Source organism: Deltaproteobacteria bacterium, from assembly GCA_021737785.1.
Taxonomy (GTDB): domain Bacteria; phylum Desulfobacterota; class DSM-4660; order Desulfatiglandales; family Desulfatiglandaceae; genus AUK324.
Genome location: JAIPDI010000004.1, coordinates 160,633 through 174,036, shown reverse-complemented (window position 1 = coordinate 174,036; position 13,404 = coordinate 160,633). Strand labels below are relative to the sequence as shown.

The 13,404-nt window shown below is 55.2% G+C and carries 9 protein-coding genes; 3 read left to right on the top strand and 6 right to left on the bottom strand.

Features of this window, described 5'->3' with window-relative positions:
• Positions 1–322: 322 nt before the first annotated feature.
• The 4 genes from K9N21_04065 to K9N21_04050 form a co-directional block, all read right to left on the bottom strand.
• Positions 323–1,777, bottom strand: coding sequence for a catalase (locus tag K9N21_04065; GenBank protein MCF8143077.1), 1,455 nt, complete (start codon positions 1,775–1,777; stop codon positions 323–325).
• Positions 1,778–1,938: 161 nt separating this feature from the next.
• Positions 1,939–2,337 (bottom strand): redoxin domain-containing protein, encoded by a 399-nt coding sequence (locus K9N21_04060; GenBank protein ID MCF8143076.1) that lies wholly within the window; start codon positions 2,335–2,337, stop codon positions 1,939–1,941.
• A gap of 69 nt (positions 2,338–2,406) precedes the next feature.
• Positions 2,407–2,661: a redoxin domain-containing protein gene (locus K9N21_04055; GenBank protein MCF8143075.1), complete on the bottom strand. Its 255-nt coding sequence runs from the start codon at positions 2,659–2,661 to the stop codon at positions 2,407–2,409.
• 61 nt (positions 2,662–2,722) lie between these two features.
• The gene (locus K9N21_04050) at positions 2,723–3,166 is read right to left on the bottom strand and encodes a transcriptional repressor (protein MCF8143074.1); all 444 of its coding nucleotides are present in this window, start codon (positions 3,164–3,166) and stop codon (positions 2,723–2,725) included.
• Between the two features lie 283 nt (positions 3,167–3,449).
• Between K9N21_04050 and K9N21_04045 the strand changes: the two genes are divergently transcribed.
• From K9N21_04045 to K9N21_04035, 3 genes are all read left to right on the top strand, one after another.
• A complete protein-coding gene (locus tag K9N21_04045; GenBank protein ID MCF8143073.1) occupies positions 3,450–3,752 on the top strand; it encodes a hypothetical protein in 303 nt (100 codons plus the stop codon).
• A gap of 158 nt (positions 3,753–3,910) precedes the next feature.
• Complete coding sequence (locus K9N21_04040) at positions 3,911–6,658, top strand: cation-transporting P-type ATPase (protein MCF8143072.1); 2,748 nt, start codon at positions 3,911–3,913, stop codon at positions 6,656–6,658.
• Positions 6,655–7,029, top strand: a complete 375-nt coding sequence (locus K9N21_04035) for a metallopeptidase family protein (protein ID MCF8143071.1) — start codon at positions 6,655–6,657, stop codon at positions 7,027–7,029. The genes K9N21_04040 and K9N21_04035 overlap by 4 nt, the downstream gene beginning before the upstream one ends.
• A gap of 71 nt (positions 7,030–7,100) precedes the next feature.
• Here K9N21_04035 and K9N21_04030 read toward each other — a convergent pair whose 3' ends face one another.
• Both K9N21_04030 and K9N21_04025 read right to left on the bottom strand, forming a co-directional pair.
• Positions 7,101–7,874, bottom strand: a complete 774-nt coding sequence (locus K9N21_04030) for a class I SAM-dependent methyltransferase (protein ID MCF8143070.1) — start codon at positions 7,872–7,874, stop codon at positions 7,101–7,103.
• The gene (locus tag K9N21_04025) at positions 7,867–12,849 is read right to left on the bottom strand and encodes a PAS domain S-box protein (protein MCF8143069.1); all 4,983 of its coding nucleotides are present in this window, start codon (positions 12,847–12,849) and stop codon (positions 7,867–7,869) included. The genes K9N21_04030 and K9N21_04025 overlap by 8 nt, the downstream gene beginning before the upstream one ends.
• Between the last annotated feature and the right edge of the window lie 555 nt (positions 12,850–13,404).

Here is a 13,404-nt window from a genome sequence, read left to right as displayed (position 1 = left end):
TCTGTTCCAGCCCCAAGTACAGCCTTTCATGGGACGGTATGTCCTTGCTGCCTTTCCGTAAACATTATTCGGAGCCCGGGGGCGGCCGCCGAACGATACGACCGCATTTTATTGCAGCTCTTGGGCAGAGACCCCCACGAGCGTCCATAGGTGAAACCTGTTTGGTTGCGGCCTTTAGGCCGCCTTAGGAAGACACTGCCTCATCCGTCGTTTGAATAACTGTGAGAGCGGTTTCCTAACCGCGACCCACCGGCATATCGCGGCTGAAAGCCGCTCCCACAAGATCCTTCACAAGGTTGCTCTCTCACAAAGTATGCAGTGATCAGCCCCCTTGTACGCCCTTGGCGATGCGATCGCCGATCTTTTTGTCGATGTTGCGCCAGTATTCAAAGGCACGCTTCAACACGGGTTCTGACACGCCGGCTTTCAAGTGCCCGACCACATTGGACACCAGTCGGTCTCGCTGCGCGTCGTCCATGACCTCTCTCACCAGGGTGCCGGGCTGGCCGAAGTCGTCATCATCCTTGCGCTTGGTATAAGCGGCGCGGATGAACTCGCCGCTGGCACTCCAGGTGGCCACCTCCGGATATTGCCCGGTGTCGGCCTTGGGGCCGCCCTTTGAGTTGGGTGCGTAGACCGGATCGGAGACGTTCTCAACCCGCATGGCGCCGCCCTTGCTGTAGCTGTGCACCGGAACCCTGGGACGGTTAACCGGGATCTGCCGGTAGTTGACCCCCAGGCGTGCCCGGTGGGCGTCGGCATAGGAAATCAGGCGGGCGAGCAGCATCTTGTCCGGGCTCGGGCCGATTCCCGGGACGAGGTTGTTGGGTTCGAAGGCCGCCTGCTCGATCTCCGCATGAAAATCGCTCGGATTTCGGTCCAGGGTGAGCCGGCCCACTTCCTGGGCCGGGTAGTCGCCGTGGGGCCAGACCTTGGTCAGGTCAAACGGGTTGAACCGGTAGGTCTCGGCCTCCTTGAAGGGCATGATCTGCACCTTCAGGGTCCAACTGGGGTGATCCCCTTGCTTGATGGCCTCAAACAGATCGCGGCGGTGGTAGTCGGCATCCTGGCCGGCGATCCGGTCGGCCTCCTCCTGGGTAAGGTACTCAATGCCCTGGTCTGTCTTGAAGTGGTATTTCACCCAGAAGCGCTCGCCTTCGGCATTGACCCACATGTAGGTGTGGCTCGTGTAGCCGTTCATGTGCCGATAGCTTCGGGGGACCCCGCGATCGCTCATGAGGATGGTGACCTGATGGGCAGTCTCAGGAGACAGGGTCCAGAAGTCCCACTGCATGTCGTTGTCGCGCAGACCGCTTTCCGCACGGCGCTTCTGCGAGTGGATGAAGTGCTGAAATTTCATCGGGTCACGGACGAAGAACACCGGCGTGTTGTTCCCCACCATGTCGTAATTGCCCTGGGTGGTGTAGAACTTGAGCGCAAAGCCGCGTACGTCCCGCCAGGTGTCGGGACTGCCGCTCTCGCCCGCCACCGTGGAGAACCTGGCCAGCACGTCGGTCTTCTCACCCGGTTGAAACACGGCCGCCTTGGTGTAGGCGCTGACGTCCTGAGTCACCTCGAAATGTCCAAAGGCCCCCGAGCCCTTGGCGTGGGGCTGGCGGTCCGGAATCATCTCCCGGTTAAAGCTGGCCATCTGCTCCATGAGGTAGTGGTCGTGCAGCAGAATCGGGCCATCAGGTCCTACGGTAAGGGAAAACTCGTCGCTGGATACCGGGATGCCGGCATCAGTGGTTGTGGGCTTAGGGTCGTTGTCTTTCACAATAATACCTCCTTTCAATTTCTCGGCCTGTTAGTGGTCATTCATACCTCCTGGTCCATTGGCTGAGCAGGATTGTTGGAGCGGGCCGCAGGCACATCCTTGTCCGTGCCGGACGGCCCGCCTGAACAGATGCGGATGGGTACAAGGAGCGACCGCGGGCGCTAATCGAAGGCCATCTCCGTCTTCCAGACCTCCCAGACCTTTCCCACCAGGTCCGGTCCAGGCTTCAGGGTCATTTTTCCCGGCTTCCAGCCGGAGGGCGTCGCCTCGGCGCCCTTGCTGTTGCGTACCACCTGGAAGGCCTGAATCTGTCTCAGGGATTCCGCCACATTTCTGCCCACCGGAGGCGTAAGAACCTCGTACCCCTGAATTACCCCGTCGGGATCGATGATGAACCGTCCCCGTGTTTCCACGCCCGCCTGGTCGTCGTAAACACCATAAATGGCCCCCACCTTGCCCCCTGCATCGGAGAGCATGGGGAAAGGCACCCCGCCCTTGACCATCTTGGACAACTCGTTGTCGTTCCACATCTTATGGACAAACACGCTGTCGATGCTCATGGAGAGGACCTGCGCGCCCAGTTTCTGGAATTCCGGATATTTCTCGGCAACTGCCGAGATCTCCGTGGCTCAGACAAAGGTGAAATCACCGGGATAAAAACAGAGGACCACCCATTGTCCCAGGTATTCGGACAGCGTCACATTCACGAACTTTCCTTCCAGATATGCCGGCGCCACAAAGTCCGGCGCCTTCCTTCCGATCATCACCATGGACCTTTCCTCCTTCTTCTCTGCAGCAGTTGTTTCTTTTCCTTCCTCGGGTTCCGGTTCACCCACAGGACCGCCGGTCGGTCGTGCACAGCCCGCCTTAAATTCTTCAGGCATCAACATCCTCCTTTCTTTGATTACATCGGTTTAAAGATTTAAATAAAGATTGATACTGACCTCAATCTCTCCGCTGTTGACACTCAGGGCAGATTCCAAAAAAATCCAGACGATGGCTGGTAATCTGAAACCCGGTTTCTGAAGCCAGTTCCTTGGTCACCCCCTCAAGACTTTCCAGATCCGGATCGATAATCTTATGGCATTTTGTACAAATCAGGTGCGGGTGGGGGTATGGCCTGGTTCCGTCATATCGGTTGCCTCCCTCCGGAAAGCCCAATTCCATCACCTCATTCAACTCCTTGAGAAGCGTCACGGCCTTGTAAACCGTTGCAAGACTGGTGGTGGGAAAACCCTTTTTGACCTCCTCATAGATACTTTCAACACTGGGATGCCCATTGCTCCGTGCAAGGATCCTCAGCACCGCAATGCGCTGCGGCGTGATCCTGAACTGCTGCGCTTTCAGCTTGTCAAGCATCTGTTCCAGGCGGGTCTGCTTTTTAGACATGCTATATCCAATGATAATGATTATGAAATGATAATGATTCTCCCTAAGAATAGACCAACAATACGGGATTGTCAACATAAACCGGATCGCTCTGGAAAAAACCGTTCTATTTGTATATACGATATCCTTGGATCAAGGATTCTGATTCGACTTCGATCTATATTTTCACATGGGGCGATATTCGCCAATATTTACAAGAAAAAGCCGGAAAATCTCTTCATGGCGCTGTGCTTCTTTTTGAGAATTATCGGATGCGGCCGTTGGTCCGCCTTGGGAGACTGATATGGGAACAACACGACTGCCACAAAAGGCCTTTTGCTCCTGGAGCGGGGGCAAGGATTCCTGCCTGGCCCTGGGTTATGCCCGGCAGGCTGGATATGATGTGGCGGTTTTGCTCAACATGCTGGCCGAGGATGGGGAGTACTCCCGATCCCACGGACTTCAAAGGGGTATATTAGAGGCACAGGCCGATGCCCAGCGCCGACATCACCGCAGGATCACTGAAGGTTTCGGAGAGCAGGATCATTGCAGACCTGCTTCTCCGTGGCACGGACAAACAAGGCTGGCAAACGGCTATCACGGATAGGAACCTTCTTGTCCTTGACCCCCAACCCCGTTTCCAATAGACTATATCTCTATAAAAAAGCGATTTCGTCATATCGCCGAAGACGCGATCTCAAGGTCAAGTGCTCGTAGAGTCTCGGTTTTCGCCCTTTTCACCCCTGTTTAAAGGAGTTGCCCATCATGCAGACACTGCCGACGAAATCCTGGCACCATCTGGATCCGGAGGAGGTCTCGCGGACGATTCAAACCGATCCGGCAAACGGCCTGACCCAAGAGGAGGTCCTGTCCAGACGCAGGACCTTTGGGGAGAACACCCTGACTCAAAAAATCGGGCAAGGACCGGTCATCCGCTTTTTGCTTCAATTCAATCAGCCCCTGGTGATCATTCTCCTGGCGGCGACCCTGATGACCCTGTTTCTCCGGGAATGGGTGGAGGCGGGGGTCATCTTCGGGGTCATCCTCATCAATGCGGTAATCGGCTTCGTTCAGGAATCCAAGGCCCTTAAGGCCATCGATGCGCTGGCCCGGGCCATGGTGAGCAGCGCCATGGTTCAGAGGGACGGCCAACGGCAAAAAGTGCCGGCCCGGGAGCTCGTGCCGGGGGACGTCGTCTTCTTGCAGTCCGGCGACAAGATCCCCGCCGATGTACGTCTCTTCGGGGTCCGGGATCTCCGTATCGACGAGAGCACCCTTACCGGAGAGAGCCTCCCGGTCCAGAAAGACGAGGTGGGTCTCCCTGAAGATACCCCCCTTTCTGACCGCCGAAACATGGCCTATTCCTCCACCCTGGTGACCCATGGCGCCGGCAAAGGGATGGTGATTGCCACAGGCGACCATACCGAAGTCGGTCGCATCAACGAGATGATTTCCTCGGCCGAGGTGCTGGCCACGCCCCTGACCCTGAAGATCGAACGCTTCAGCAAGATACTTCTGTATGTGATCGTTGCCCTGGCAATGGTGACTTTCTTGGTCGGGTATTTGCGGGGCCAGGACTGGGTCGAAATGTTCATGGCCTCCGTTGCCCTTGCCGTGGGGGCCATCCCCGAGGGACTGCCTGCGGCCATCACCATCACCCTGGCCATCGGGGTGTCCCGCATGGCCAGACGAAACGCCATTATTCGCAAGCTGCCTGCGGTTGAGACCCTGGGAAGCACCACGGTGATCTGCTCGGATAAGACAGGGACCCTCACCCAGAACCAGATGACCGTCACCGAACTGTACGCGGGCGGCGTTCTCTATGGTGTCTCGGGCGTGGGATATGCACCCAAAGGCCATATCACCCCCACGGAAGGCGGTGCCGGTGTTGCGGACAACTGGGCCTTGATCGAGCTTTTAAAGGCAGGGACCCTCTGCAATGATTCGGTAGTGAGGCAGACCGGGGAGACCTTTATCGTAGAGGGAGATCCCACAGAAGGGGCCCTCATCAGCTGCGCGGCCAAGGCCGGAATCGTTCCGGAAACCCTCCATCATGAAATGCCGCGCATAGACAGCATCCCTTTTGAATCGGCGAACCAGTATATGGCAACCCTCCATGACCAGGGCACGGACAAGTCCAGGGTCGTTTATGTCAAGGGTTCCATCGAAAGCCTCTGCCTGGAATGCAGCGCCCTTTACACCGCAGAAGGCCGGGTGGATCTGGCCGATGCCCGGGAGATCCATGCCCGGGTGGAAAAGATGGCCGGCGACGGGCTCAGGGTCCTGACCTTTGCCCGCAAGGAGGTTCCGGCTGATACCGCGCGCATCACCCATGAAGACCTTCGGGAAGGGCTTACCTTTCTGGGGCTCCAGGGGATGATTGATCCGCCGCGGCCCGAGGCCATGGAGGCCATCGGCGTTTGCCAGAAGGCAGGCATTCTGGTCAAGATGATCACCGGCGATCACGCGGGCACCGCCGCAGCCATTTCCCGCCAGCTGGGGCTGTGCAGCGAGGCATGTTCCATTCATACGCGCGAGGTGATTACGGGACGTGATCTCTCTCAGCTTGGAAATGAGGCCCTGGTCGATATCGCGGAGAAGACCGCCGTATTTGCCCGGGTATCGCCGGAACAGAAGCTGCGGCTGGTGGAGGCCCTCCAGGAACGGGATCATGTGGTGGCCATGACCGGGGACGGGGTGAACGACGCCCCCGCGCTCAAACAGGCCAATATCGGCGTTGCCATGGGCATCACCGGCACCGATGTCTCCAAGGAGGCCGCCGATATGGTGCTTACCGACGACAACTTCTCCACCATCAAGGCCGCGGTGGAGGAAGGACGGGGGGTTTTCGACAACCTCACCAAGTTCATTACCTGGACCCTTCCCACCAACGGCGGCGAGGCCCTGGTCATCATACTGGCCATTTTCCTGGGCGCCGCCCTCCCCATCCTCCCCTTGCAGATCCTCTGGATCAACATGACCACGGCCCTCCTGTTGGGGCTTACCCTGGCCTTCGAGCCCAAGGAGCCCGGCATCATGACCCGTCAACCCCGGGACCCCAGGGAACCGATCCTCAACCGGGCCCTTATTTTCAGGATCGTGCTGGTGAGTCTCCTCCTCTTGATCGGGGCCTTCGGGCTCTTTGAGCTGGAGCTTCGCACCTCGGGCAAAGAAGACCTGGCCCGGACCATGGCGGTCAATACCTTCGTTTTCGGCGAAATGTTCTATCTGTTCAACTGCCGTTCCCTCACCCGGTCATTCTGGCAATTGGGGGTTTTCTCCAACCGCTGGTTATGGGCGGGCGTCGCCGTTATGGCCGCCCTTCAAGCCCTCTTTACCTATGCGCCTTTTTTCAATACTATCTTTCGAACCCAGCCGATGGGGATGGGTCACTGGGCAATGGTCCTGGGGTACAGCGCCTTGATCAGCTGGATTGTGGGGATGGAAAAGCTCGCCAGTGTAAGGCGCCGGAAAAAGGCCGGGCAGGGGATTTTTGAACCGGCAAAGCCATGAAACTGAGCGATAAGACCTTCAACAGGATCGTGAAGAAGGCCATCGACCGCATTCCTCAAGAGATCCGCCGTCACCTGGACAATCTCCTCATATCCGTGCAGAGACGACCTTCGGAAGAGATGCTGGAGGAGATGGGTCTTTCTCCTGACGATTCCCTCCTGGGCCTGTACACCGGGGTGCCCTGGCCGGAGCGGTTTGTTACCTCGCCCCCACTGTTTCCGGACGCCATCCTTCTGTTCCAGGAACCCCTGGAGGAGATGTGCGAAACCGTCGAAGACCTGGAGCAGGAGATCGCGATTACCGTGGTGCACGAGATCGCCCACGCGCTCGGGATAAGCGAACAGAGGCTGATGGAGCTGGGTTACGATTAAGGCATCCTACAAAAGTGCCGCCGGCTTCGATTGTAAAGCCCTCTTCTCTCATTGAAATGTAACCCAATGATTTATATCTTTTTCCCAATATAGAAAACATAGCCGTAAAACTCTTTGTATTTGGAATATAACTCAGCTTCATGCCTTTGGTTTGCGATGAGTTCCTCGGCAGTCTTATTCCCTGCGTATTTTTTCAGGAAGGTTTTCTGTGCAGGAACTTGTGGATCGTAAAAATGTTCAGTCCAGCAATTCTCAGGCAGAACAGAAGTGGCCATCGGAATGTATCCGGCTTTTTGCACTTGTGCGACCTTATTTGAAATAGTATCGATTTCCGGATAAGCATCCTTCCAAAACTCCTCGATTTCGACAGGTCGCGCTTCGGTAAACCACGAGGCCTCAGAAACGGCAATATAGCCTCCGGTTTTCAAAAACTTTCGCCATTCATTCAAGCCACGTTCAAACCCGATATTATAGATTGCCCCTTCAGACCAGATCAGGTCCAATTCTTCATGATGAAACGGGAGATTGTCCATCGAACCCACAATACCCTCTACTCTATCCTGAAGATTCAGCCTATTCGCATTGGTGTTAAAGAGATCTATAAACGTGGGAAACAAATCGATACCGGTAATACATCCCGGTGTATGATACGCCATTACCATTGTCTGACCGCCGGTTCCACAACCAATGTCAGCGATGCGGGATTCATTTGTCAGATTATCGATAAAGCTCAAGGCCTTAATGGTTACTTCAGGGCTGCCGGGCCCTTGTCGTTCTATGCTTGAGAAATATTCGCAGATTAATTTGAAATCAAATTCGTGAATTGATTTACTTTCTTCACCCATGACGGTTACCCCGTTCCCGATTGCTATCGGCCGATTTCTGATCGAGCACCTCGCGCACTTTGGCTGCCAGGTCCATCATCGAAAACGGCTTCTGGATAAAATAAACGCCCGCCTCCAAGATCCCCCGATGGGCAATTACGTTGGCTGTATAGCCGGACATGTACAGGCATTTGAGGCCCGGCTTGATAGAAGCGAGCCGTTCCGCCAGGTCGTGACCGTTCATCTCCGGCATCACCACATCGGTAATCAGCAGGCGAATGTCACCAGTATCCATTTCGGCCAGACGTATCGCCTCTCCTGGTGTCTTGGCCATCAACACCGTATATCCCAATTTTTCAAGGATACTCTTGCCGATGTCCACAATCGCCTCTTCGTCCTCGACCATCAACACCGTTTCCCTTCCTCCATGGGGTGTTTCCGCTGCGGTTTCCACCAGGGGTCCCGCGGGTTCGGCCTTGTGCCGGGGAAAATAGATCTTGAATGTCGTTCCCTGTCCCGGCTCGCTGTATACGTTGATGAAGCCGTCGTTCTGCTTGACGATGCCGTACACGGTGGCCAGTCCCAGGCCAGTGCCCTTGCCCACGCTCTTAGTGGTGAAGAAGGGTTCAAACAGATGCGCTTGTGTTTCTTGGTCCATGCCGCAGCCGTCATCGCTCACAGCAAGGAGGACATACTCACCGGGGATAGAATCCGGGTGAGTGGCGCAATAGTCCTCGTCAAAGGCAATATTTCCCGTTTCAACAGTGACCTTGCCCACTCCAGCGATGGCGTCGCGGGCGTTGACGCACAGGTTTGCCAGCACCTGATCGATCTGGCTTGGATCTATCTTGACGGGCCACAACTCCGCCCATGGCCGCCAGGCCAGATCAATGTCCTCGCCGATGAGCCGCCGCAGCATCTCGAGCATGCTTGAAACGGTGTCGTTCAGGTTTAGAACCTTTGGAGAGATGGTCTGTTTGCGCGCAAAGGCCAGCAGTTGCCGGGTGAGGTCGGCTGACCGACGGGCGGCGTTGTCGACTTTCTGAAGCCGGGCATAGAGCGGATCCGAGGAGGCGACATCCATGAGCGCCATTTCCGCATTACCGATGATCACTGTGAGCATATTGTTGAAGTCGTGTGCCACGCCGCCTGCGAGCCGTCCCAATGCCTCCGTTTTCTGGGCTTGCGTGAGCTGGGCTTCCAGCTTCTTCTCATCGGTAACATCCCTCAGAAAACAGAGAATGCCCGGTTTCTTCTCCCAAATAATCGGGGCCGTGGTGAGCTGAACCCACCTCTCCTTGCCCTTCTTGTCTATGATCCTGAACGGGAATGGTTCGGGCTGCTTTCCTTCCAGCAGCTTCAAATATCCTTCAAGAACCGCCTCTTTATCTGAAGGATGGACAAGATCAATGAAAGGAATGCCGGCCAATTCTTCAGTGGAATAACCCGACATTTCCAAGGCCTTAGGGTTCGGAAATTTCACGGCATCATCCTGGATAATGAAGATGGCCTCACCGGCATTCGTAATTAACAAGCGGTATTTCTCTTCCGATTCCCTCAGATTTCTCTCCGCGGCCCTGCGCCTCCGCTCCTGGGCGTCTCTCTGCAATCTGGCATTAAGGATCGGTGAAACCCTGGATACAATGCGCTCCAGGAAATCCTTGTCCTCCTTGGCGTATCCCCCTTCCTTGTTGGCCACGGAAATCAGCCCGATGGTCTCCTGACCATAAACGATCGGCACTGTGAGGAAATGATCAATGTGGATGTGCCCCTCAGGCGTGCGAAAAGGTCCATTCGAACAGAAGGCCTTTTTCTCCCTGATCGCTCTCCCCCAGAGGCTGGTTCCCCAGGAATCCGTTGGAAAGACGATGGACTTGCTGGGAACCTGGCACTCACTCCAGATCTCTCTGGTCAAACTGGGCATGACAAGGTCTCCATCTTCCCCTATATATCCAAAGATACCGAAGTTGCTTTTCATCACTTGAAGGACAACCGCCAACACTTCTCCGTACATCGCTTCGTCAGGAATCGTGAGAAAGATGCTCGCAATCTGATTCAGAATTGCCTTTTCATTTTCCGAACGCCTCAGGGCATCCTCCGCTTGCCTGCGCTCGGTGATATCTTCGACTATCCCTATGCCGCCTTTGACCTGGCCCTGTAGGTCAACCAAAGGAGCAGTGCGCATGGAAATCCAGATTTCCGCAGAACTGGTGGTGGCACGATAAAAGCCTTCGTAAGAGCCCTCCTTTCCCTCCGCCGCCTGACGCAGAGCGGAAAGCACACTCTGGTCTCGCAGCGTTTTCATATCCAGGCCCACCAATCGGTCCCGGCTGGATTGGAGAATGGCTACAAAGCGGTCGTTGCAGTCAGTGATGTGAAGCTGCATGTCATAGTGGAACACGCCTACTGGCGAACGCTGGAAGAGCAGGCGATAGCGTTCTTCGCTCTCCTTCAGGGCCTCTTCCGTCTGCATGCGTTCGACAATATCCCAAGACAGGTCACCCAATTGTGATAGGATGTCCACATCGCCTTCATCATAATTGGTAGGTTTGTTGCCCACGCCCACAATCGCCTTTATCAGGTTGCCTCTGAAAATCGGGACAACTACTTCTCTAGTGACCGGTGCATGGCCCTCAGGCATCCCTTTGCGATGAGGTAGAGAGGCATAGTCGTTGTGAATAACAGCACGACGTTCATGTACACAATCCACCCATACACCCGCCTGGGCAACATCATAATGGCTGCCTCTTCCCGTGGCCGTGCACATGTTCTCTAGCGTATTCGTCGACCAACTCTGCAATGAGAGCGTCTTTTGATCTGCATCGAGAAAATGATAGAAACCAATCGAACTGCCGGTTAGCGCCTCCATTTCATCCAGCGTTGCGGTCAGAAATTCGTCCATCGAGTGTGAGTTGGCAAATTCCAACAGACAGAGTCGGGCCTGCATGATACTATTAATCCGCTTGCGCTTGGTGATGTCGCGGGCAACATGCACGCAGCCGATCAGCCGACCATCAGATTCGAAAAGAGGGGATGTGCTAATGAGAAAATCGCCGCCCAGACGCTCTTCTCTCATCTCAACACTATGTTCCAGCCCATCAGCCAATAATTGCAAATGGGGACAGGAAGGAGGAGGTTTCTCTGTCCCGTGTACGACCTTATAACAGGTCTTTCCGATACAGACTTGGTTCGGGAGATTCAGCCGATCGGCCATGGCCTTGTTGGCCTGAACAATGTGAAAGCTGTCATCAATGACTGCAACCAGCTCAGGTACCGCGTCGAACGTTCTTTCCCAAAGTTCTTTGGCGCAACGCAAATCGCGAAAAGTCAACAGACTGGCCAAGCCGTCCGCCAGCCGTCTGCCGATTTCCTTGAAGAGTCGCTCGTCCTCTGCTGTCCAAATGCGGGCGTACGAGCACTGATGGATCCCGAATTGCCAGGGACTGCCTATTCTGGGGTAAATTGCCATGGACATGAAACATTTAAAGCCAAATCTTTCTGACACGGCTGCAGGCAGTGCATTCCGAGTCCCCGGACCGAATTGCACCGGACCATCATTTGCCAACAAGATACGCAGCGTCTCCGCAACATCCGGGTCCATTGGCATTTCAAGTCCCAGCGCGAGAACGCCCGGATATTCCGGCTTGTTCCGCTCCTTCGGCACTCGCCATGCGGTTGCCCCAGGATCGCACGGATACATCAGAAACGCCCGGTCGCACTCAAAGATCGAAAGCACCACGTCGAGCACATCGCTCATCATCTGTTCAGGGTTACTCGTCCCTTGTATCGCCCGATTGATTCGATCCATGGATTCAAGGAATCCGAGATGCACCAGACGTTCTTGCTCCGCGCGCTTTCTCTCGGCGATGTCAACGAACGTGCCCACGATCCCTGCCACGTGTTTGCTTTCATCACGAAATACGTTCTTGGCAAAGATGACGGGGCGGTCTATTCCGTTTTTATCTCGTGCGATGAACTCATAAGTCTGCAGCTCGGGATTGTGCATCAGCTCCAAGTCCCTTTGGTGATATATCTCCGCATTTTCACTTGGCCAGAGCTCCATAACCGTTTTTCCCTTTATCTGATCAGCACTGGCCCCGGTAAACTCAGAGAAGGCTTGGTTGCATCCCAGATACCGACCTTCTTTGTCCTTATAAAATACTGGCGTGGGAATTGCCGATAACAAAGCTTCGTTAAACATCAGCGATCGCTCAAGTTGCTTGTGGGCATCCATCAATTCCCCTTCCGCCCTTTTGCGTTCAGTCATGTCCCTTGCGATGCTCAGAATAACAGTTCTCCCCCCGTATGATACCAGACTGGAACTGACCTCCACTGGTAGTCGCCTTCCATCCTTTGTTTCGTGCCATGTTTTAAATACCTGGATTTTATCTCTTGGCATGGAACGGGCCAGGTCTTGTATCTGTTCGGGCGTCAGGTTATCGTCAATATCAGAAATCTTGGCAGATAGAAGCTCTTCCCGCGTGTAACCCAAGACTTTGGCGGCGGCATTGTTGACATCCAGAATCGTCGTATCAAAATCAATCACCCAGACAGTCTCATTCATTCCATCGATCAAATCCCGATACTTTCTTTCGCTCTCCCGCAGGGCATCCTCTGCCCGCTTCAGGTCCGTAATGTCTACCGAAGAACCGATAATCTGGACGATCTTTCCTGCCTCGTCTCGTACCGCCGAAAGCCGCGTCAGCCACCAGGCTTCCTGGGTGCGCCCAACGAATGGCGCTTCGCACTGGATGGCTTCGTTGGTCTCCAGGCAGCGCTGGCAGTTCGCCCGCAGCGCTGCGGCGTTTTCTTGGGGAAGGCCGGAGATTTCTTCGGGGCGCTTGCCGGCTACGTCCTCATTACGAAGGCCGGTGGCTTTCTCGCAGGCCGGGTTGAGGCCGCCGAAAACGAAATCACCGTCCACATCAACCTGTAAGACGAAGATCGGAACTCCCATATGCTCGTAAATGCTGCGAAAGAAAATTTCCTCGTTCATAAAGTCACCTCGGGTTCAACTGCGGCTCCAGGCTCCCTTGGGCGAAATGCGAGCATCAGCGATGCGGCTTTGCCGCGCCCACCTGGATGCCTTTGTGGTACGCCCCCGCATACGGGATTTCTGACCGGCATGTCGAAGATCCCGGTTAACCGGGAGGTGTGAACTTCGGGGGAAAGCTCCCCATTGTGCCTGCCTCCAATGGCAGACATCAGCTGAATTGACGGGTTTCCGTTTTTGGTGTCTGCTGCCAGGCTTTAACGCCATGCATGGCTTCAGAAGCGCATCAGGACGACCATTTTCAGCGAGCGCATTCGCCGGTACCTATGCCAGACCAGCGAGCGAACTCAAGATGACGAAACATTCCTTAAAGTTGGGAGAGCCCCTAAGAGACGGGCGGGGTCTTCAATGCTGTTGAGATGTTGAACGGATTCTAACAAAAGTATTAGCCGAAGGCAAGAGCCTGCCCCGGACCCGATCCGGGGCGTTGCCGCGGGGGGTATTGAGGGGTACGTTGTTTCAATGCTGTCTAACAAGTCAACATCGCAACAACATCCC

Bases quoted from the DNA above. Each gene is read 5' to 3' on its own strand.
- K9N21_04050 (MCF8143074.1), bottom strand. From the start codon at position 3,166: ATGTCTAAAAAGCAGACCCGCCTGGAACAGATGCTTGACAAGCTGAAA.
- K9N21_04035 (MCF8143071.1), top strand. From the start codon at position 6,655: ATGAAACTGAGCGATAAGACCTTCAACAGGATCGTGAAGAAGGCCATC.
- K9N21_04030 (MCF8143070.1), bottom strand. From the start codon at position 7,874: ATGGGTGAAGAAAGTAAATCAATTCACGAATTTGATTTCAAATTAATC.
- K9N21_04025 (MCF8143069.1), bottom strand. From the start codon at position 12,849: ATGAACGAGGAAATTTTCTTTCGCAGCATTTACGAGCATATGGGAGTT.
- K9N21_04040 (MCF8143072.1), top strand. From the start codon at position 3,911: ATGCAGACACTGCCGACGAAATCCTGGCACCATCTGGATCCGGAGGAG.
- K9N21_04055 (MCF8143075.1), bottom strand. From the start codon at position 2,661: ATGCCTGAAGAATTTAAGGCGGGCTGTGCACGACCGACCGGCGGTCCT.
- K9N21_04045 (MCF8143073.1), top strand. From the start codon at position 3,450: ATGGGAACAACACGACTGCCACAAAAGGCCTTTTGCTCCTGGAGCGGG.
- K9N21_04060 (MCF8143076.1), bottom strand. From the start codon at position 2,337: ATGAGCATCGACAGCGTGTTTGTCCATAAGATGTGGAACGACAACGAG.